This is a genomic window from Enterobacter cloacae complex sp. HYC080_NIDB, from assembly GCF_056673325.1.
The window spans coordinates 3,487,730-3,508,739 of the sequence record NZ_CP114212.1 but is presented as its reverse complement, the minus strand read 5'-3'; the positions used below and the strand labels follow the sequence as shown (position 1 = coordinate 3,508,739).

The 21,010-nt window shown below is 53.7% G+C and carries 19 protein-coding genes; 7 read left to right on the top strand and 12 right to left on the bottom strand.

Annotated elements, in window-relative coordinates; all coding sequences use genetic code 11:
• Position 1 precedes the first annotated feature (1 nt).
• Positions 2-901 carry a (2E,6E)-farnesyl diphosphate synthase gene (ispA, locus tag O1723_RS16740; RefSeq protein ID WP_014882763.1) on the bottom strand — a complete coding sequence of 300 codons (900 nt, stop codon included), beginning with the start codon at positions 899-901 and terminating at the stop codon, positions 2-4.
• Entirely contained in the window at positions 902-1,144 is a 243-nt protein-coding gene (xseB, locus tag O1723_RS16735) for an exodeoxyribonuclease VII small subunit (protein ID WP_008503331.1), read from the bottom strand.
• A gap of 191 nt (positions 1,145-1,335) precedes the next feature.
• On the opposite strand from xseB, the gene thiI reads away from it, so the two are divergent.
• A complete protein-coding gene (gene thiI / locus O1723_RS16730; protein ID WP_023336815.1) occupies positions 1,336-2,784 on the top strand; it encodes a tRNA uracil 4-sulfurtransferase ThiI in 1,449 nt (482 codons plus the stop codon).
• Between the two features lie 132 nt (positions 2,785-2,916).
• Here the strand turns inward: thiI and yajL are convergent, their stop codons facing one another.
• Together yajL and panE are read right to left on the bottom strand one after the other, a co-directional pair.
• Positions 2,917-3,510: a protein deglycase YajL gene (gene yajL / locus O1723_RS16725; protein WP_014882765.1), complete on the bottom strand. Its 594-nt coding sequence runs from the start codon at positions 3,508-3,510 to the stop codon at positions 2,917-2,919.
• Complete coding sequence (gene panE / locus O1723_RS16720; RefSeq protein ID WP_014882766.1) at positions 3,473-4,384, bottom strand: 2-dehydropantoate 2-reductase; 912 nt, start codon at positions 4,382-4,384, stop codon at positions 3,473-3,475. Before panE ends, yajL begins: the two co-directional genes overlap by 38 nt.
• A gap of 121 nt (positions 4,385-4,505) precedes the next feature.
• Between panE and O1723_RS16715 the strand changes: the two genes are divergently transcribed.
• Positions 4,506-4,997 (top strand): YajQ family cyclic di-GMP-binding protein, encoded by a 492-nt coding sequence (locus tag O1723_RS16715; RefSeq protein ID WP_014882767.1) that lies wholly within the window; start codon positions 4,506-4,508, stop codon positions 4,995-4,997.
• 30 nt (positions 4,998-5,027) lie between these two features.
• Here O1723_RS16715 and O1723_RS16710 read toward each other — a convergent pair whose 3' ends face one another.
• The 8 genes from O1723_RS16710 to O1723_RS16675 all read right to left on the bottom strand — a co-directional run bounded on the left by O1723_RS16710 (position 5,028) and on the right by O1723_RS16675 (position 13,899).
• Positions 5,028-6,389, bottom strand: a complete 1,362-nt coding sequence (locus tag O1723_RS16710) for an MFS transporter (protein ID WP_014882768.1) — start codon at positions 6,387-6,389, stop codon at positions 5,028-5,030.
• A gap of 149 nt (positions 6,390-6,538) precedes the next feature.
• Entirely contained in the window at positions 6,539-7,426 is an 888-nt protein-coding gene (gene cyoE / locus O1723_RS16705; RefSeq protein WP_014882769.1) for a heme o synthase, read from the bottom strand.
• Between the two features lie 11 nt (positions 7,427-7,437).
• The gene (locus O1723_RS16700; RefSeq protein ID WP_006176899.1) at positions 7,438-7,764 is read right to left on the bottom strand and encodes a cytochrome o ubiquinol oxidase subunit IV; all 327 of its coding nucleotides are present in this window, start codon (positions 7,762-7,764) and stop codon (positions 7,438-7,440) included.
• Complete coding sequence (locus O1723_RS16695) at positions 7,764-8,378, bottom strand: cytochrome o ubiquinol oxidase subunit III (RefSeq protein ID WP_008503324.1); 615 nt, start codon at positions 8,376-8,378, stop codon at positions 7,764-7,766. The genes O1723_RS16700 and O1723_RS16695 overlap by 1 nt, the downstream gene beginning before the upstream one ends.
• Positions 8,368-10,359: a cytochrome o ubiquinol oxidase subunit I gene (cyoB, locus tag O1723_RS16690; protein WP_014168864.1), complete on the bottom strand. Its 1,992-nt coding sequence runs from the start codon at positions 10,357-10,359 to the stop codon at positions 8,368-8,370. The genes O1723_RS16695 and cyoB overlap by 11 nt, the downstream gene beginning before the upstream one ends.
• 16 nt (positions 10,360-10,375) lie before the next feature.
• Entirely contained in the window at positions 10,376-11,323 is a 948-nt protein-coding gene (gene cyoA / locus O1723_RS16685; RefSeq protein WP_014882770.1) for a cytochrome o ubiquinol oxidase subunit II, read from the bottom strand.
• Between the two features lie 476 nt (positions 11,324-11,799).
• Entirely contained in the window at positions 11,800-13,275 is a 1,476-nt protein-coding gene (gene ampG / locus O1723_RS16680; RefSeq protein ID WP_023332233.1) for a muropeptide MFS transporter AmpG, read from the bottom strand.
• Positions 13,276-13,320: 45 nt separating this feature from the next.
• Positions 13,321-13,899 carry a lipoprotein gene (locus tag O1723_RS16675; RefSeq protein ID WP_014882772.1) on the bottom strand — a complete coding sequence of 193 codons (579 nt, stop codon included), beginning with the start codon at positions 13,897-13,899 and terminating at the stop codon, positions 13,321-13,323.
• 306 nt (positions 13,900-14,205) lie between these two features.
• Between O1723_RS16675 and bolA the strand changes: the two genes are divergently transcribed.
• The 5 genes from bolA (at position 14,206) to lon (ending at position 20,975) form a co-directional block, all read left to right on the top strand.
• Positions 14,206-14,523 (top strand): transcriptional regulator BolA, encoded by a 318-nt coding sequence (gene bolA, locus O1723_RS16670; RefSeq protein WP_013095855.1) that lies wholly within the window; start codon positions 14,206-14,208, stop codon positions 14,521-14,523.
• A 330-nt stretch (positions 14,524-14,853) separates the two neighbouring features.
• On the top strand, positions 14,854-16,152 hold the full coding sequence (tig, locus tag O1723_RS16665; protein WP_014882773.1) for a trigger factor: 1,299 nt from the start codon (positions 14,854-14,856) through the stop codon (positions 16,150-16,152).
• A 260-nt stretch (positions 16,153-16,412) separates the two neighbouring features.
• Positions 16,413-17,036, top strand: coding sequence for an ATP-dependent Clp endopeptidase proteolytic subunit ClpP (clpP, locus tag O1723_RS16660; protein ID WP_248190916.1), 624 nt, complete (start codon positions 16,413-16,415; stop codon positions 17,034-17,036).
• 126 nt (positions 17,037-17,162) lie between these two features.
• Positions 17,163-18,437: an ATP-dependent protease ATP-binding subunit ClpX gene (gene clpX / locus O1723_RS16655; RefSeq protein ID WP_014882774.1), complete on the top strand. Its 1,275-nt coding sequence runs from the start codon at positions 17,163-17,165 to the stop codon at positions 18,435-18,437.
• 183 nt (positions 18,438-18,620) lie between these two features.
• Positions 18,621-20,975: an endopeptidase La gene (lon, locus tag O1723_RS16650; protein ID WP_014882775.1), complete on the top strand. Its 2,355-nt coding sequence runs from the start codon at positions 18,621-18,623 to the stop codon at positions 20,973-20,975.
• Positions 20,976-21,010: the final 35 nt, after the last annotated feature.

The following is a 21,010-nucleotide window of genomic DNA, read 5'->3' as shown; positions in this document are numbered from 1 at the left end:
TTTATTTATCACGCTGGATTATATAGTCCGCTAGCGCTTCCAGTGCCGAGGTATCCAGCGATTGTGCGGCCAGTACATTTAGCGACTGGCGGGCATCGTCAATCAGATCCCGGGCTTTACGTTGGGCTTGCTCAAGACCCAGCAGGGCGGGGTAGGTACTTTTGCCAAGCTGCTGGTCCGCACCCTGACGTTTACCCAATGTTGCAGTATCGCCCACCACATCCAGAATGTCATCCTGAACCTGGAATGCCAGACCGATACTTTCTGCGTATCTGTCCAGCGTCGGCAAGGCTTTGCGCCCTTGTTCACCCGCGCTCAGCGCGCCCAGGCGAACGGCAGAACGAATCAATGCCCCGGTTTTGTGGCGATGAATACGCTCCAGCTGTTCCAGATTAACCTGACGTCCTTCCGCTTCAAGATCCAGCGCTTGTCCGCCGCACATGCCGGCCACGCCGCTGGCCATCGCCAGTTCGGAAATCATTGCCAGGCGGTCACGGTCAGCCACTTCCGCCATCGGCGCATCGCTCAAAATAGAGAACGCCAGCGTTTGCAGGGCATCGCCCGCCAGAATGGCATTCGCTTCGCCAAACTTGATATGGCAGGTAGGTTGACCGCGACGCAGGTCGTCGTCGTCCATCGCCGGTAAATCATCGTGGATCAGCGAATAGGCATGGATGCACTCAACGGCGGCAGCCGGGGCGTCCAGCGTGTTATCGCTGATACCAAACATATTGCCTGTGGCGTACACCAGGAACGGGCGCAGGCGCTTTCCACCCAAGAGTGCGCCATAGTGCATGGCCTCAACCAGAGGAGTGTTCTGAAAAGGCTGTGGTGCAATAAAACGGCGCAGGGCGTCGTTGGCGCGAACTACACGCGCCTGAAGCTCGTTGGCAAAATCCATTTACTCGGCGTCCGGTGTGAAAGGCGTAGTTTTCGCGTCTTCGCTGTCGGAAAGCAGGATCTGCACGCGCTGCTCGGCCTGCTGCAGTTTGACCTGCCCCTGTCGCGCCAGCTGCACGCCACGTTCGAATTCGTTGAGCGCCTCTTCCAGCGGGAGATCGCCGCTCTCAAGACGGGTAACGATTTGCTCCAGTTCACTCAGCGCAGTTTCGAAACTGGCCGGTGCGTCGTTCTTCTTCGGCATAGTGAATTGACTCTTATATTCTTCGCCCCGACATGGTAACGGACTCGGGCGGATAAGCAAATAACGCGCAATGTGCACAGGAGCGGCGCGATGGTGGTATACTTGCGCGCCTGGATGCAGCCACGGGTGTGGGCTGCTGTACTCTTTTCCATTACAAGCCTTAATACGCTTGCCTAAGAAACATTGCCGCCATGAAGTTTATCATTAAATTGTTCCCTGAAATCACCATCAAAAGCCAATCTGTGCGTTTGCGCTTTATTAAAATTCTCACCGGGAACATTCGTAACGTATTAAAGCACTACGACGAAACGCTCGCCGTGGTGCGCCACTGGGACCACGTTGAAGTCCGTGCGAAAGACGAAAACAAACGTCAGGATATTCGCGACGCGCTGACCCGTATTCCGGGGATCCACCATATTCTGGAGGTGGAAGACGTCCCGTTCAGCGATATGCACGATATCTTCGAGAAAGCGCTGGTTCAGTACCGCGATCAGATCGAAGGCAAAACCTTCTGCGTACGCGTGAAACGTCGCGGCAAGCACGAATTCAGCTCCATTGAAGTGGAACGTTACGTTGGCGGCGGTTTGAACCAGCACGTCGAGTCTGCGCGCGTGCGTCTGACGCACCCGGACGTGACGGTTAACCTGGAGATCGAAAACGATCGCCTGCTGCTGGTGAAAGGGCGTTATGAAGGTATCGGCGGTTTCCCGATCGGCACCCAGGAAGATGTCTTGTCTCTGATCTCCGGCGGCTTCGACTCCGGCGTTTCCAGCTATATGCTGATGCGCCGCGGCTGTCGCGTCCATTACTGCTTCTTTAACCTGGGCGGTGCGGCGCATGAAATCGGCGTTCGCCAGGTCGCGCATTACCTGTGGAACCGCTTCGGCAGCTCCCACCGCGTGCGTTTTGTGGCGATCAACTTCGAGCCGGTAGTGGGCGAAATTCTTGAGAAAGTGGACGACGGCCAGATGGGCGTTATCCTGAAGCGCATGATGGTGCGTGCGGCATCCAAAGTGGCTGAGCGCTACGGCGTGCAGGCGCTGGTCACCGGCGAAGCGCTGGGGCAGGTCTCCAGCCAGACGCTGACCAACCTGCGTCTGATCGACAAAGTCTCTGATACGCTGATCCTGCGTCCGCTGATCTCCCACGATAAAGAGCACATCATCGATCTGGCACGTGAAATCGGCACCGAAGATTTTGCCCGTACCATGCCGGAATACTGCGGTGTGATCTCCAAAAGCCCGACCGTCAAAGCGGTGAAGGCGAAGATCGAGGCCGAAGAAGAGCACTTCGATTTCAGCATCCTGGATAAAGTGGTGGCGGAAGCGTCCAATATTGATATCCGCGAAATCGCCCAGCAGACCGAGCAGGACGTCGTCGAAGTGGAAACCGTGAGCGGTTTCGGCGCTAACGATGCGATTCTGGATATCCGCTCTATTGATGAGCAGGACGACAAGCCGCTGCAGGTGGAAGGCGTTGAAGTGGTGTCGCTGCCGTTCTACAAGCTGAGCACCAAATTTGGCGATCTCGACCAGAGCAAAACGTATCTGCTATGGTGTGAGCGTGGGGTGATGAGCCGCCTGCAGGCACTGTATCTGCGCGAGCAGGGCTTTGCGAATGTGAAGGTGTATCGCCCGTAGTTTTTTGCCCGGGAATGCGGCCTGATGCCCTCACCCCGGCCCTCTCCCACGGGGAGAGGGAGAAAACATAAAAAACGGCAACCTTTGGTTGCCGTTTTGCTTTAACCTGGCGCCACCCGGCTTTTTTACGCACTACTCTTCATAGTAGTTATAAATTCCCGCCGGCATCACCAGCGATGACGCCACCTCGTACGCTTTTTCGCGCCCGACCAGCAGGTCAATAATCTTCAAACCAAAATCAATCGCGGTGCCGGGGCCCTGGCTTGTCAGCAGGTTGACGCGTGGATCCCACACGACGCGTTTGTCCACCCACTGGTCTTCCGGGATGGTCTGCTTCAGACCGGGGTAGCCGGTCATATTGCCGATAGGGAAAATATCGTGCGGAACCAGCACTGTTCCGGCGGCGGCACAGATGGCGGCGACGATACGACCCGATAAATGGAACTGACGCACGGTCTCGACCAGCAGCGGGCTGTCGCGAAAATATTCCGCACCCTTCAGGCCACCGGGCAGGACGATGATGTCGTAATCCCCGTCGGCCACCTGCACAAGCGGCGCATCCGCAAGCAGTTTCACGCCGCGCGAGCAGGTCACCGCCAGACTGCCATCGCTGGCAACGCTGGCGACCGTCACCTCAATACCGCCGCGCACCATCAAATCAATGGTGGTGACCGCTTCTGTCTCTTCGCTACCAGGGGCGAGGCAGATCAGTGCCGACGCGCTCATATTCACTCTCCTTACGTTTAACCAGGTCATACAAACGGGCGTTTTCCGGCACGGCGATGCCATGTGCTCGGGCACGTTTTAGCAGATAGCCGGTAATGTAGTCGATTTCTGTGTGGCGCAATGCCCGGACATCCTGCAACATTGAGGAGATATTTTCTGCCGTACTCTCAATAACCTGCTCGACATAACCGCGCAAATCCTCTGCCGAGGTATGCAGGCCTTCCCGCTCAATGACCGACGCGACTTCAGCACACAGTGATGCAACCTCCTGCGGATGGTTTTTCAGCTCCCCATTCGGGCAGTTCCACAGTGCCGTCAGCGGATTGATCACGCAGTTCACGGCCAGCTTGCGCCAGAGTTGAGGGCGAATAGTGTTATGCCAGGCGACGTCCGGCAACACCTTCTGCAGCACATCGGCAAGATAACTGTAGTCTCCATCCTGTGTTCTGGCCGGTCCCATATGGGTCACGCCGCTGGCGACGTGCACGATGATGTTGCCGTCGCGACGGGCTGCGTGCGTGGTTGTCGCCATCAGCAGGGGCTGCGGGATGCCTTTCAGCTCATCAATGGTCCCCATGCCGTTATGCAGCAGCAGTATAGGGGAAGTGGAGGGGAGTTGCGCAGCCAGCGTCTTCACCGCGTCTGAGACCTGCCACGCTTTAAGCGTCACCAGTAACAGGTCACTTTGCGCCAGGAAATCGGGATCGTTCGCGGTGAGGGATTCGTTAAAGATGCTTCCGTCTTCACCAATCAGGTTTACACTGCAATAGGGCTGGGGCACGCGCAGCCAGCCCTGAACCTCATGTCCGTGCTTGCACAGCGCGGTCAGCCATAGCTGACCAAGCGCTCCGCATCCGAGCACTGTAATTTTCATTGTTCCTCCTCACCTGCAACTGCGCCAGGTGTTACAGCTTAATTATACAGCTAAGCTTCTGTTGAGTTATGCCTCGTAGCGGGTATTATGCAACGCAACAAAAGTGAAGGGAGAAGAAAAGATGCCATCTTTCGATATTGTTTCCGAAGTTGATATCCAGGAAGTTCGCAACGGCGTTGAGAACGCAACCCGCGAAGTTGAGTCACGTTTCGATTTTCGTGGCGTTGAGGCGTCGTTTGAGCTGAACGACGCAAATAAGACCATTAAGGTGCTGAGCGAGTCTGATTTCCAGGTGAATCAGCTGCTCGACATTTTGCGCGCCAAGCTGTTAAAACGCGGCATTGAAGGGACCTCTCTGGATGTGCCGGAAGAGTTTGTGCACAGCGGTAAAACCTGGTTCGTTGAAGCTAAACTGAAGCAGGGCATTGAGGGCGCGGTGCAGAAGAAGATCGTGAAGCTCATTAAAGACAGCAAGCTGAAGGTGCAGGCGCAGATCCAGGGTGAAGAGATTCGCGTCACCGGCAAGTCCCGCGATGACCTGCAGTCCGTGATGGCGCTGGTGCGAGGCGGCGATCTGGGACAACCGTTCCAGTTTAAAAACTTCCGCGATTAATAGCAAAAAGCCCGGTTCAACCGGGCTTTTTCATGCTTTCAGGGCCTGCTCCACTTCGAAGCGGTTGGTCATTTTGCTGTCTATCTTGACGTAAGCGCTGCGCTCTTCCGGGACAATCAGGACCTCCGTCACACCCTCTTTTGCTTCCAGACGCTGTTTCAGCGCGTCGCTAATCTGAACATCATCCGGGATTTCTACCCGCAGGCTGCTCACGTAGCGCGGCTCTTTCATGGTACTGGCGACCAGCAGCCAGACTGTCGCCAGCAGTGCGCCCGCGAGAAACACGGTTTGAGAGTCAAACAGACCGTCCACCCAGCCGCCAAGCGAGCCGCCAATGGCCACGCCGAGGAACTGGCTGGTGGAGTAGATGCCCATCGCCGTGCCTTTGTAACCGGCAGGGGACTCTTTGCTGATCAGCGACGGCAGCAGGGCTTCCATCAGGTTAAACGCCAGGAAGAACAGCTGCACGCCGGCAATCAGCTCCCAGAAGTGCGGGCCGGCACCCCAGAGCACAATCTCAGCTATCAGCAACAGTGCTACGCAGCCAATAAAGACGCGCTTCATCTTGCGCTTCACTTCAGCGTAGATAATGAATGGCACGACGGAGACAAAGGAAATCAGCATCGTGACCAGATAGATTTTCCAGTGCTCGGCTGCCGGGAAGCCCGCAGCGGCCAGCTGGCCGGGAAGGGCGACAAAGGTCGACATCAGGAGGATGTGCAGACACATAATGCCGAAGTTAAGCTTCAGCAGGCGTGGCTCAACCAGCACTTTGCTGAAGCAGCCCTTTACCATTCCCGATTCACGGTTGAGGACGTGGTTTTTGCTGTCCGGGACGACCCACAGGGTTAAGCCAATACCGAGGGTTGCCAGCACGGCAATCATCCAGAACAGCGCGTGCAGGCCAAGCGCATGGGTGATTATCGGGCCCAATACCATCGCAATGGCGAAGGTGACGCCAAAGCTAACGCCGATGAACGCCATCGCTTTAGTCCGGTTCTGTTCGCGGGTGAGATCGGACAACAGCGCCATCACGGCGGCGGCAATCGCGCCGGAGCCCTGAAGGGCGCGGCCAAGAATAATCCCCCAGATGGAGTGGGAGAGGGCGGCAATCACACTGCCCAGAACAAAAATAAGCAGGCCACCGACAATCAGTGGCTTTCGGCCAACCCGGTCAGAGAGCAGGCCAAACGGGATCTGGAAGACCGCCTGGGCCAGACCGTAAATGCCAATGGCCAGGCCAATCAATGCCTCGCTCGCCCCCTGCAGCGCCATGCCGTAGGTGGTCAGAACAGGCAGGACCATAAACATGCCGAGCATCCGTAGCGAGAAGACAGTCCCTAAGCCCCAGGTCGCGCGTAGCTCGCCTGGCGTCATTTTATAATCGTTCATTACCACCTCAGTTCAAAAGCAGGCCATAGTGTAGTGCGGGGAAGGGGCGGGGTAAATAAGGGCTTATTTAACAAATATTACATGCGTTATTAATTGATTTTGTGAATAAAAAAGGGTGCCGAAGCACCCTTTTATTGACCTGTTGTCGCTTACCAGACGTAAGTCAGCAGGTTGTGCGAATCTGGCACCATGAAATCCACGGACATCATCACGGACAGAGAAGTGATGGCGACAATGGAGAACACAAACAGCTTACGTGCCCAGACTTTGTCATCTTCCACTTTGTATCCGCGCAGCGCCATGCCAAGCCACCAGACGCTCACTGCAGCCGCTACCGCCAGATATTTATACCCGGCGTAACCACCCAGAGAGAGCATCAGCGTTGCTACGGCAAAGGCGATGATGTAAAGCGTGATGTGGTTCTTGGCAACCGAAATGCCCTTCACGACCGGCAGAACCGGGATGTTCGCTGCCTGATAATCCTTAAAGCGGAAAATCGCGATGGCATAGGAGTGCGGCATCTGCCACAGGCTAAAGATAGCCAGCAGGATCAGCGCACCGCTGTCGAACTCGTTCGTGACGGCGCAGTAGCCAATCACCGGCGGCGCAGCGCCGGAGAGAGAACCAATCAGCGTGCCGTAGACGGAGTGACGTTTCATATACAGGCTGTAGACGCCCACATAGACCACGAACCCCATCACCCCCAGCCAGCAGGCAAGTGGGTTAGCACCAAACCACAGCAGCATAAAGCCAGCAATACCCAGCAAGGTGGCGTACACCAGCGAGACGGAAGGGGCGATCAGGCCTTTCACCAGCACCCGATTTTTGGTCCTTTCCATCTTCTTGTCGATATCCATGTCGATGTAGTTGTTAAATACACAACCGGACGCAACAACCAGTGACACACCGACCAGCGTGTAAATAAAGAGGGCGTAATCAATGCTGCCTTTAGAGGCCAGCAGGAACCCTCCGATCACGGAGATCAGGTTGCCAAAGATGATGCCTGGTTTCGTTACTTGCAGGTATTGCTTAAACATACTCGCCGCTCTTAGTGAACCATCATGTTGTAGTTGAGGTTCCACATAATCCAGATGGAACCGACTACCAGGATAGCGATGATAATCACGGTAAAGATAAAGGCCGTCATGTTCCAGCCTTCATCGGACTTGGTGTTCATGTGCAGGAAGCAAACCAGATGCACCAGAATCTGAATCACCGCGGTCACCAGGATTGCTCCCAGGATAACCGGTTTAGACGCAGAACCGCTCATCACCATCCAGAACGGGATCACCGTCAGGATGATCGACAGGATGAAACCTGTCATGTAGGTTTTTACGCTGCCATGGGAAGCGCCATGATCGTTAGAATGACTCATTACATCGCCCCCATCAGATAGACAACAGAGAACACACAGATCCACACCACGTCCAGGAAGTGCCAGAACAGGCTCAGGCACAGGATACGGGTACGGTTAGTGCTGGTCAGGCCGCGACGGGAGATCTGGAACATCAGTACTGCCATCCAGATCAGACCCGAGGTCACGTGCAGACCGTGGGTACCGACCAGCGCGAAGAACGCGGACAGGAAGCCACTGCGATCCGGACCAAAGCCTTCCATAATCAGGTGATGGAATTCATAGATTTCCATCCCGATAAATCCAGCACCAAACAGCCAGGTCAACGCCAGCCAGGAGACAACCTGGCTCTTGTTGTTTTTGTACATGGCGATAGCCGCCATGCCGTAGGTGATAGAGCTGAATAACAGCAGTGCGGTTTCAACCAGAACGAACGGCAGTTCAAAGATGTCCTTGCCGGTCGGGCCGCCCGCTGTGCCGTTCACCAGAACGGCATAGGTCGCGAACAGACAGCAGAACAGAATGCAGTCGCTCATCAGGTAGATCCAGAAACCGAAGACTTTGGTCGGTCCTGTATCGTGGTGCGCATGTTCATGCGCGTGGGCAGTTGAGTGCGCCAGAGTATCAGTTGCCATTTTTCAGCCCCGCTTTAGAAATCTCGTCGAAATGCTGATTTTCCAGCTTTTCAACTTCACGGACTGGTACGTAGTAGTCCACGTCCTCGTCAAAGCTCTTCACAATCCAGCTGATTACGATGCCAGCGAAGCCAACAATCGCCATCCACCAGATGTGCCAGATCATTGCGAAACCAAATACCGTAGCGAAGGCGGCAATGACAATGCCCGCACCGCTGTTTTTCGGCATATGGATCTCTTCGTAATGAGCAGGTTGCTTGTACGCTTCACCTTTTTCTTTCATTTCCCAGAATGCGTCGCGTTCATGAACCTGCGGCACGATGGCAAAGTTATAGAAAGGCGGTGGAGAAGAGGTCGCCCACTCCAGCGTACGGCCACCCCATGGGTCACCGGTCAGGTCACGGTTCTGATCGCGGTCGCGAATAGACACGTAGAACTGAATCAGCTGAGACGCGATACCGCAGGCAATCAGCACCGCACCGCCCGCTGCAACCATCAGCATTGGGTGGAACTGCGGATCGATCTGCTGGCTCAGACGACGGGTCATACCCATGAAGCCCAGCACGTACAGCGGCATAAATGCCACGAAGAAGCCGATGATCCAGAACCAGAACGCGCGTTTACCCCATTTCTCGTTCAGCGTGAAGCCGAACGCTTTTGGCCACCAGTAGGTTACGCCCGCGAAGCAGCCGAAGACCACGCCACCGATGATAACGTTATGGAAGTGCGCAATCAGGAACAGACTGTTGTGCAGAACGAAGTCAGCACCTGGTACCGCCAGCAGTACACCGGTCATCCCACCTACGGAGAAGGTCACGATGAAGCCGATGGTCCACAGCATCGCTGAGTGGAACACGATACGGCCCTGGTACATGGTGAACAGCCAGTTGAAGATCTTCACCCCGGTCGGGATGGCGATAATCATAGTAGTGATACCGAAGAAGGCGTTTACGTTCGCGCCCGCACCCATGGTGAAGAAGTGGTGCAGCCAAACGATGAACGACAGAACGGTAATACACACGGTTGCCCACACCAGAGAGGTGTAACCAAACAGACGTTTACGCGAGAAGGTTGCCGCGATTTCGGAGAACACACCGAAGACAGGCAGAACCAGGATGTACACTTCCGGGTGACCCCAGGCCCAAATCAGGTTGATGTACATCATCATGTTGCCACCCATATCATTCGTGAAGAAATGGGTGCCCAGGTAGCGGTCCAGGGTCAGCAGCGCGATGGTGACGGTCAGAATTGGGAAAGAGGCAATAATCAGGATGTTGGCGCACAGAGATGCCCAGGTAAATACCGGCATCTTGAACATGGTCATGCCAGGGGCACGCATCTTGATAATGGTCACGAAGAAGTTGATACCGGTCAGGGTGGTACCGACACCGGAGAGCTGAAGCGCCCAGATCCAGTAGTCAACGCCAACGCCCGGACTGTACTCAATTCCTGATAGCGGCGGGTATGCCAGCCAGCCGGTCTGCGCGAATTCGCCCACACCCAGTGACAGGTTAACCAGGATAACGCCGACAACCGTGAACCAGAAGCTCAGGTTGTTCAGGAACGGGAACGCCACGTCGCGCGCGCCGATTTGCAGCGGAACGACCACGTTCATCAGACCGATAACCAGCGGCATCGCTACGAAGAAGATCATGATAACGCCGTGAGCGGTAAAGATCTGATCGTAGTGGTGCGGCGGCAGGAAGCCGGCTTCACCCGCAGAAGCGAGTGCTTGCTGGCTACGCATCATGATCGCATCCGCAAAGCCACGAATTAACATGACGATACCGACGATGCAGTACATGATACCGAGTTTTTTGTGGTCAACCGAAGTCAGCCACTCGTTCCACAGGTAGCTCCACTTACCGAAGTAAGTGATCAGGGCCAGTAAGGCCGCGCCACCAATGATAATTGCAGCCACCGTAACCACGATAATCGGTTCATGGTAGGGCACTGCATCCAGTGTCAATTTTCCGAACATTTTCTTCCTCGGCCCCTTAGTGAGCGGTTTCCGCGTGGCTCATGTCCATGCCTTCCATACCTTCATGCGCGCTGTGCTCGCCTTCAGGCTGGGTCATGTCCATGCTCTTGCCGTGATCCATAAATTTGCCAATGACATCTTTGAACAAATCAGGTTTCACATTAGAGAAGTACTCCACCTTGTTGTATTCGCTAGGTGCAGCCACTTTTTCGAACGCCGCCATGTCAGACATGGTGTTTGGAGACTGCTTCGCTTTTTCAACCCACTGGTCGAAAGCGGCACGGTCTGGCGTTGCAATAGCTTTGAACTTCATACCTGAGAAGCCCGGGCCGCTATAGCTGGCGGAGATACCATCATAGGTGCCTGCTTCATTCGCGATCAGATGCAGGTTAGTCTGCATACCGGCCATCGCGTAGATCTGGCTACCCAGACGTGGGATGAAGAAGGAGTTCATTACGGAGTTGGAGGTCACTTTGAACTGAACCGGAGTGTTCGCCGGGAAGGCGATTTCATTCACGGTAGCAATACCCTGCTCTGGATAGATGAAGAACCATTTCCAGTCCATGGAGACCACTTCAATGGTAATAGGTTTCTCATCGTGAACCAGTGGTTTGCTTGGCTCAAGTGCGTGAGTGGTTTTCCAGGTCAGTACGGCAAGGAACAGGATGATCAGAATAGGTACCGTCCAGACCACAGCTTCCACTTTATTGGAGTGTGACCAGTTAGGGCTATACTTCGCATCTTTATTGCTCGCACGATACTTCCAGGCGAAACCAACAGCCATCAAAATGGCAGGAATAACCACAATCAACATCAGGCCAAAAGCCGTCAGTATCAGTGAACGTTGTTCCAGTCCAATCTGTCCTTTGGGGTCTAGTAGTGCAGAATCGCAGCCACTGAGTAATACAGTGCCCGCGAATAATGACAACCATCCCAAACTTTTATTGTATTTCCCGAGTCTCATTTAACGACCTCAATTCCACGGAGTCTGGTGGCGTTTAAAGTGTGCGGGCATTTTACGGGAAGGTTACATTACTGTAAACATCATTAGGCCTGTGTCAGGAAGGTGTTACCGGGTTCTGCCGCACGTGTCACAAGTGTTGCAAATTATGTCGGTTTTTATGACAGAAGCCGCATGGCGTGGGCTTTATAACGAAAGGACCCCCAAGCATACCCTAAAAGGGGCAATTGGTATAACCATTGTTAAAAATAAACAAAAAATTAACAATTAATTATCAATAAAAAGACATCTAAAAAACGAAAAATCAAACTATCGGATGCTGAATCGTTTAATGAAAAATAGCGTTTTGGAACTGGAGCCAATAATTTCCAAATCCTATCCCGCACAAAACAACAAATATTTTTTTGGGGGGGCTGGCTATTTCGCCGTTATAATTTCAGTTAGTGATTACAACGGGAAATAACCTTTCGCATTTTTCTTCAGGTCATCTGCGTTTTACGCAACGCCATGAAATCGAGCAGACCCCCGGTCAGGATCCCGGCAATAGCCAGCAGGGCGCCCGCGTCCAGAAGAAGCGCTTCGAACGGGAGTGCCAGTGACGTGCTGGCGTTAATAATCAGCACCACAAGCCAGAGTGCCAGAGCAACGCAGCCCACCATTAACAGACGTAACGCAAAACGGTAGGCGGTATGATATTCGGTGCGCGGCATAAAGTGTTCGGTCCGCTGCGTATATTCCAGCGTCTGACGGCAGACCAGCAGCAATAAAATTCCCGGCACGGCAGCCACGACAGAGAAGAGATAAAACGTTGGCCAGCCGTGGGCTTCCACGAACCAGCCCGCAATCGGTCCAACGTACACGCGACCCACGGCAGAGAGCGCCGAGAGCAACGCAAACTGCGTAGCGGAAAATGATTTATTGCAAAGCGTCATCAACAGGGCAACAAATGCCGCGGTGCCCATGCCGCCGCAGAGGTTCTCGAAGAACACCGCCGCGGCCATGCTGATCATATGTTTATCGGTAATCGACAGCAGCCAGTAGCCCGCGTTAGAGGCTCCCTGAAGGATGCCGAAAATCAGCAGTGCGCGAAACAGGGTTAGGCGCTGCATCAGCACGCCGCCATACAGCGCGCCCACAATCGTCGCAAACAGTCCCAGCGTTTTGTTTACCACACCCACTTCACCGGCATCAAAACCGACACCGCGTATCAGGAAGGTGGTGGTCAGGCTCATGGCGAACGCATCCCCCAGCTTATAAAGGACGATGAGCAGCAGGATCAGCCAGGCATTGTTGCGACCAAAAAAGTCGCGCAGCGGTTCGGCCACGGCCTGCTCCAGCGAGCGGGGGACCGGAATGACATCGCTCGGTTCGGGAGCAAAGATCGTCGCGATAATGCACGGGATAAGCAGGGCGGCCATCAGCCAGTACATACCCTGCCAGCCGAGGTAACGGTCAGCCAGCCACAGTGCCAGTCCCCCGGAGACCAGCATCCCGAGGCGATAGCCCAGCACGCTGATCGCGGCACCGGCGCCGCGCTCTTCCGCAGGCAAAACGTCCGTCTTCCAGGCGTCAAAGACAATATCCTGGGAGGCGGAACAGAAGGCAATCACGACCGCAAGTGCGGCCATCCAGCGAAGCTGTGTGGTCGGCTCAAGAAAACCCATCGCCGCAATGGCCAGCAGCAGCAAGACTTGCGTCATCACTAACCAGCCGCGACGACGTCCCAGGAAAGGTGGCGTGTAGCGATCCATGACCGGAGACCACAGGAACTTAAAGACATAGGCCTGACCGACAAGGGAGAAGAAACCGATGGTTTTGAGATCGATATTTTCGACCGTCATCCACGCCTGAAGCGTGCCGGAGGTGAGCGCGAGAGGTAAACCCGAGGCAAAGCCGAGGATCAGCAGAATCGCTGATTTCGGTTGCTGGAAAATGCGTAAGTAATGGCTGGACATGTTCTTATGAACTGACCCGGTGAAGCACCGGGTCAGTCGGCAGGATTAACGTGCGTTCTGCTTGATGAAGTCGTGGATGCTGGTGTCCTGCGCCATGTCGGAAATGGTATCCGTCAGCACGCTGTTAACCGCATCAGCAATATTTTTATTCGATGCCTGGAACGCGCCTTCGACAGAGTAGCTCGCACGGTAGTTTTTGGTCATCTTATTACCGTTTTTCGCGGTAGCAATGATGGCGATATCTGCTTTGGTCGCGATGTTGTAACGCACGTTGCCCTGAGACACGTCTGCGTACAGGTTGTTAACGATGATCTGCAGATCAACCGCACCGCTTGGGCCAATCATATAGCCGCGAGCGGTCATTTGCTTCTCAAGCACTTCCTGCAGCAGGAAACGCAGGTCGCGGGACGCGGTCAGGGTTACCTGCTGGTTATCGCGGGTCACTTTTGCCAGAGCCTGGTCCTGACGCTGATCGGCACCGTTAATGCTCACGGTGACGCCCATCAGGCTTGGATCCTGTTGAGGCAGCGTAATTTTTGGTGAGACATCAATGGTGGTAGGCGGGGTTGCACAGCCTGCCAGCATAAAAAGGGCTACCAACGGAAAGAAGAGTTTTTTTAACATTTTCAGGTTCTCAACGAATCGTAAGCATAATAGAGAGGAAAATTGCCGCCATCATAACATCGCTAACGGCCAGGGGAAGTGGTCAACGCATGTAAATTCATCGCCTTGTCCGAAAACTGACCAACTCACCCATTTTCTCCTCTCGCGAATGACGAAAGGTATGAGTCTCGCAATGAACTTCATTCGTTTGAATGAGAAAATCAGACGAAAGCTAAATATTTGTTGTCAAGGTGTAATGGAAACGGTAAAAGCGGCTAACATTTAAAGGGATGGGTGACATCCTGGCGTTGTCGGAGGAGTAATTTCATGATGATACGTGAGCAGATAGAAGATAAATTAAGGGCAGCGTTCAACCCTGTGTTCCTCGAAGTCGTCGACGAGAGCTATCGTCATAACGTGCCGGCAGGTTCTGAAAGCCACTTTAAAGTGGTTCTGGTTAGCGATCGCTTCACGGGAGAACGTTTCCTGAACCGACACCGCTTGATCTACAGCACCTTGACGGAAGAACTCTCCACCACCGTGCATGCGCTGGCACTGCATACCTACACCATTAAGGAATGGGAAGGCTTGCAGGATACGGTTTTCGCATCACCGCCGTGTCGCGGTGCAGGCACCATCGCCTGATAAATCGGATTTGCAACGGCTGGAGCTTTTCCAGTATGTTGCTTACAGATTTCCTCAAAACGGCCTCCGGGCCGTTTTGTTTTGTCTGAGTTTTGAGCGGATGGAGCGATTTTAAGGCTAAAAATAGCCTTAAAGTGTGAAAAAAGCCGCAGCAACATGCCCCAACCGTTCTCGACTCACCTAAGTGATGCCGCTATAATGCCGCGTCTTATTGAATGTCTTCGGGATGATTCTGGCGACAGGGAATGTGAATCTGCACTAAGAGAGCATCCCGGTATAACAGACAGATTCAGAGTTGACCGAGCACTGTGATTTTTTTGAGGTAACAAGATGCAAGTTTCAGTTGAAACCACTCAAGGCCTTGGCCGCCGTGTAACGATTACTATCGCTGCTGACAGCATCGAAACTGCTGTGAAAAGCGAGCTGGTCAACGTAGCAAAAAAAGTACGTATTGACGGCTTCCGTAAGGGCAAAGTTCCAATGAATGTTGTTGCTCAGCGTTATGGCGCCTCTGTGCGTCAGGATGTGCTGGGTGAACTGATGAGCCGCAACTTTATTGATGCGATCATCAAAGAAAAAATCAATCCGGCCGGCGCGCCAAACTACGTTCCAGGCGAATACAAACTGGGCGAAGACTTCACTTACTCCGTAGAGTTCGAAGTGTACCCGGAAGTTGAGCTGAAAGGTCTGGAATCTATCGAAGTTGAAAAACCGATTGTCTCCGTGACTGACGAAGATGTTGACGGCATGCTGGACACCCTGCGCAAGCAGCAGGCGAACTGGAAAGAGAAAGAAGGCGCTGTTGACGCGGAAGACCGTGTGACCATCGACTTCACCGGTTCTGTAGACGGCGAAGAGTTCGAAGGCGGCAAAGCGTCTGACTTCGTACTGGCAATGGGCCAGGGTCGTATGATCCCAGGCTTCGAAGACGGTATCAAAGGCCACAAGGCTGGCGAAGAGTTCACTATCGACGTGACCTTCCCTGAAGAATACCACGCTGAAAACCTGAAAGGTAAAGCAGCGAAGTTCGTGATCAACCTGAAGAAAGTGGAAGAGCGCGAACTGCCAGAACTGACTGAAGAATTCATCAAGCGTTTCGGCGTGGAAGATGGTTCAGTTGCTGGCCTGCGTACCGAAGTGCGTAAGAACATGGAGCGCGAGCTGAACGGTGCTGTGCGTAACCGTGTGAAATCTCAGGCGATTGAAGGTCTGGTGAAAGCGAACGACATCGACGTTCCTGCAGCCCTGATCGACAGCGAAATCGACGTGCTGCGCCGTCAGGCTGCACAGCGTTTCGGTGGCAACCAGCAGCAAGCGATGGAACTGCCACGCGAGCTGTTTGAAGAGCAAGCGAAACGTCGCGTTGTTGTTGGCCTGCTGCTGGGCGAAGTGATTCGTACCCACGAGCTGAAAGCTGACGAAGAGCGCGTGAAAGGCCTGATCGAAGAGATGGCTTCCGCATACGAAGATCCATCAGAAGTGATCGAGTTCTACGGTAAGAACAAAGAGCTGATGGACAACATGCGCAACGTCGCACTGGAAGAGCAGGCTGTTGAAGCGGTTCTGGCGAAAGCGAAAGTGACCGAAAAAGCGACCTCTTTCAACGAACTGATGAACCAGCAGGCGTAATAACGCCCTAACGGTTTAAAGTTTGACCAAAAAACCCGTTGCCCTCCGGCGACGGGTTTTTTTTATCGCAGCTTTAGTCCTGGAAGGGTGCTAAAACGCCCTTTCAGTGTTAGCGTTACAACAAAAGGTTGTTATGCTTGAAATAGGGCGTGGCGAACCCCATAAGTATGTAATCACGATGATTGAGACTGGCTGATAATCCGTCCATAAGGTTACAATCAGTACAGCAGGTGTTTTCAATTTTGAACCAGGAGACGGAAATGTCATACAGTGGCGAACGAGATAACTTTGCACCCCATATGGCGCTGGTGCCAATGGTTGTTGAACAGACCTCACGTGGTGAGCGTTCTTTCGATATCTATTCCCGTCTGCTCAAGGAACGCGTTATCTTTCTGACCGGCCAGGTAGAAGACCATATGGCTAACCTGATCGTAGCGCAGATGCTGTTCCTGGAAGCGGAAAACCCGGAAAAAGACATTTACCTGTACATCAACTCGCCAGGCGGTGTGATTACGGCGGGTATGTCCATTTATGACACCATGCAATTCATCAAGCCAGATGTCAGCACGATCTGTATGGGTCAGGCTGCATCCATGGGTGCCTTCCTGTTAACCGCAGGGGCGAAAGGTAAGCGTTTCTGCCTGCCTAACTCCCGTGTGATGATTCACCAGCCGCTGGGTGGTTACCAGGGGCAGGCGACGGATATCGAAATCCACGCCCGCGAAATTCTGAAAGTAAAAGCGCGCATGAATGAACTTATGGCGCAGCATACAGGTCAATCTCTCGAGCAGATCGAGCGCGATACCGAGCGCGATCGCTTCCTCTCTGCTCCAGAGGCAGTTGAGTACGGCTTAGTCGACTCCGTATTGACCCATCGTAATTGATGCCCGCGACGCGAGTGTGCCGCTATACTAAGGTAGGGCGGCACGCTGCTTTAAGCAGTACGCGTCTTAGAATGGCATTTGCGTCGTCATGTGCGGCACAAAGAACTTAAAAAGAGGTTTGGACTCATGACAGATAAACGCAAAGATGGTTCGGGCAAACTGCTGTACTGCTCTTTTTGCGGCAAAAGCCAGCATGAAGTGCGTAAACTGATTGCCGGGCCGTCCGTGTATATCTGCGACGAATGTGTTGATTTATGTAACGACATCATTCGCGAAGAGATTAAAGAAGTTGCGCCGCACCGTGAGCGTAGCGCATTGCCAACGCCGCATGAAATTCGTCATCACCTTGACGACTATGTCATCGGACAAGAGCAGGCGAAGAAAGTGCTGGCGGTAGCGGTATATAACCACTACAAACGTCTGCGTAACGGCGACACCAGTAATGGCGTAGAACTGGGTAAAAGTAACATCCTGCTCATCGGACCGACGGGTTCCGGTAAAACGTTGCTGGCGGAAACCCTGGCGCGCCTGCTGGATGTTCCGTTTACCATGGCCGATGCCACAACCCTGACCGAAGCCGGTTATGTGGGTGAAGACGTTGAGAACATCATTCAGAAACTGCTGCAGAAGTGCGATTACGACGTACAGAAAGCACAGCGCGGCATTGTTTATATTGATGAGATCGACAAGATCTCCCGTAAATCAGACAACCCGTCCATCACCCGCGACGTGTCGGGTGAAGGCGTGCAGCAGGCGCTGCTGAAGCTGATCGAAGGTACGGTTGCCGCCGTTCCACCGCAGGGGGGGCGTAAGCATCCTCAGCAGGAGTTCCTGCAGGTTGATACTTCCAAGATCCTGTTCATCTGTGGCGGTGCGTTTGCCGGTCTGGATAAAGTCATTTCCCACCGTGTTGAAACCGGCTCCGGCATTGGTTTCGGCGCGACGGTAAAAGCCTCGTCCGAAAAACCGAACGAAGGTGAACTGCTTTCGCAGGTTGAACCTGAAGATCTGATCAAATTCGGTCTGATTCCTGAGTTCATTGGCCGTCTGCCCGTTGTGGCAACGCTGAATGAGCTGAGTGAAGAGGCGCTGATTCAGATCCTGAAAGAGCCGAAAAATGCGCTGACCAAGCAGTACCAGGCGCTGTTCAATCTGGAAGGGGTTGACCTGGAATTCCGTGACGAAGCGCTTGATGCGATTGCTAAGAAAGCGATGATCCGTAAAACCGGTGCGCGTGGTCTGCGTTCAATCGTTGAAGCGGCGCTGCTCGACACCATGTACGATCTGCCGTCGATGGAAGATGTTGAGAAAGTGGTTATCGACGAGTCCGTAATCAGCGGCCAAACCAAGCCGCTGCTGATTTACGGTAAACCGGAAGCCCAGCAGGCATCTGGCGAATAATTCACCAAATCATACAAGCAGTTAATTAAAAAGGGGGGATTTTATCTCCCCTTTACTTTTTCCGTATTCATAGCGTTGAATGTGTGGGAAACATCCCCATATACTGGATACATGTTAATGGTTATGTGAAGTACAGTGACATGACCAGCTTACCTGGCGGACACTAAACTAAGAGAGAGCTCTATGAATCCTGAGCGTTCTGAACGCATTGAAATCCCCGTATTGCCGTTGCGCGATGTGGTGGTTTATCCGCACATGGTCATACCCTTGTTTGTAGGGCGGGAAAAATCTATCCGTTGCCTCGAAGCCGCCATGGATCATGATAAAAAAATCATGCTGGTGGCACAGAAAGAAGCATCGACGGATGAGCCGGGTGTAAACGATCTTTTCACCGTCGGGACCGTGGCCTCTATTTTGCAGATGCTGAAGCTGCCTGACGGCACCGTGAAGGTGCTGGTCGAAGGGCTGCAGCGTGCGCGTATTACCACTCTGTCAGATGACGGCGAACACTTCTCTGCCAAGGCAGAGTACCTTGATTCGCCTGAGCTTGATGAGCGCGAGCAGGAAGTGCTGGTGCGCACCGCAATTAGCCAGTTTGAAGGCTATATCAAGCTGAATAAAAAAATCCCACCAGAAGTGCTGACGTCGCTGAACAGCATCGACGATCCTGCGCGTCTGGCGGACACCATCGCAGCACACATGCCGCTGAAGCTGGCTGACAAACAGTCCGTGCTGGAAATGTCCGACGTTAACGAACGTCTGGAATACCTGATGGCGATGATGGAGTCTGAAATCGATCTGCTGCAGGTTGAGAAACGTATTCGCAACCGCGTCAAAAAGCAGATGGAGAAATCTCAGCGTGAGTACTATCTGAATGAGCAAATGAAAGCGATTCAGAAAGAGCTCGGCGAGATGGACGACGCGCCGGATGAAAACGAAGCGCTGAAGCGCAAAATCGACGCGGCGAAGATGCCGAAAGAGGCGAAAGAGAAAGCCGAAGCAGAACTGCAGAAGCTGAAAATGATGTCTCCAATGTCGGCTGAAGCAACCGTCGTACGCGGCTACATTGAGTGGATGGTGCAGGTTCCGTGGAACGCCCGCAGCAAGGTCAAAAAAGACCTGCGTCAGGCGCAGGAGATCCTGGATACCGACCACTACGGCCTGGAACGCGTGAAAGACCGCATTCTTGAGTACCTCGCGGTACAAAGCCGTGTAAACAAAATCAAAGGCCCAATTCTGTGTCTGGTAGGACCGCCGGGGGTGGGTAAAACCTCTCTGGGACAGTCCATCGCCAAAGCGACCGGACGTAAGTATATCCGTATGGCGCTGGGTGGCGTACGCGATGAAGCGGAAATCCGCGGTCACCGTCGTACCTACATCGGTTCTATGCCGGGTAAACTGATCCAGAAGATGGCGAAAGTGGGCGTTAAAAACCCGCTGTTCCTGCTTGATGAGATCGACAAAATGTCTTCGGACATGCGTGGCGATCCGGCCTCTGCACTGCTGGAAGTGCTTGATCCTGAACAGAACGTGGCGTTCAGCGATCACTACCTGGAAGTGGACTACGACCTGAGCGATGTGATGTTCGTGGCAACCTCCAACTCCATGAACATACCGGCCCCGCTGCTGGACCGTATGGAAGTGATCCGCCTCTCCGGTTACACCGAAGACGAGAAGCTGAATATCGCGAAACAGCACCTGCTGCCGAAACAGATTGAGCGTAACGCACTGAAGGCCAACGAGCTGACCGTCGAGGACAGCGCGATTATCGGCATCATTCGCTATTACACCCGTGAAGCGGGCGTGCGTAGCCTTGAGCGTGAAATCTCTAAATTGTGCCGCAAGGCGGTGAAACAGCTGCTGCTGGATAAGAGCCTGAAACACATTGTGATCAACGGCGACAATCTGCATGCCTACCTGGGCGTTCAGCGCTTTGACTATGGCCGTGCGGATAACGAAAACCGCGTAGGCCAGGTGACCGGTCTGGCATGGACGGAAGTGGGCGGCGATCTGCTGACCATCGAAACCGCCTGCGTGCCGGGTAAAGGCAAGCTGACCTACACCGGCTCGCTGGGTGAAGTGATGCAGGAGTCCATTCAGGCGGCGCTGACCGTGGTGCGCGCGCGCGCGGAAAAACTGGGTATTAACCCGGATTTCTACGAAAAACGCGACATCCACGTTCACGTCCCGGAAGGGGCGACGCCGAAAGATGGTCCAAGCGCGGGTATTGCCATGTGTACGGCGCTGGTCTCCTGTCTGACAGGCAACCCGGTACGCGCTGATGTGGCAATGACCGGTGAAATCACCCTGCGTGGTCAGGTTCTGCCTATCGGCGGGTTAAAAGAAAAACTGCTGGCGGCACACCGTGGTGGGATCAAAACCGTATTGATTCCTTACGAGAATAAACGCGATCTGGAAGAGATTCCGGACAACGTAATTGCCGATCTGCAGATTCATCCTGTTAAGCGAATTGAGGAAGTTCTTACTCTCGCATTGCAGAATGAACCGTCCGGAATGCAGGTTGTAACCGCAAAATAGTGACCTCGCGCAAAGAGCGTCAATAAAAACAAGGC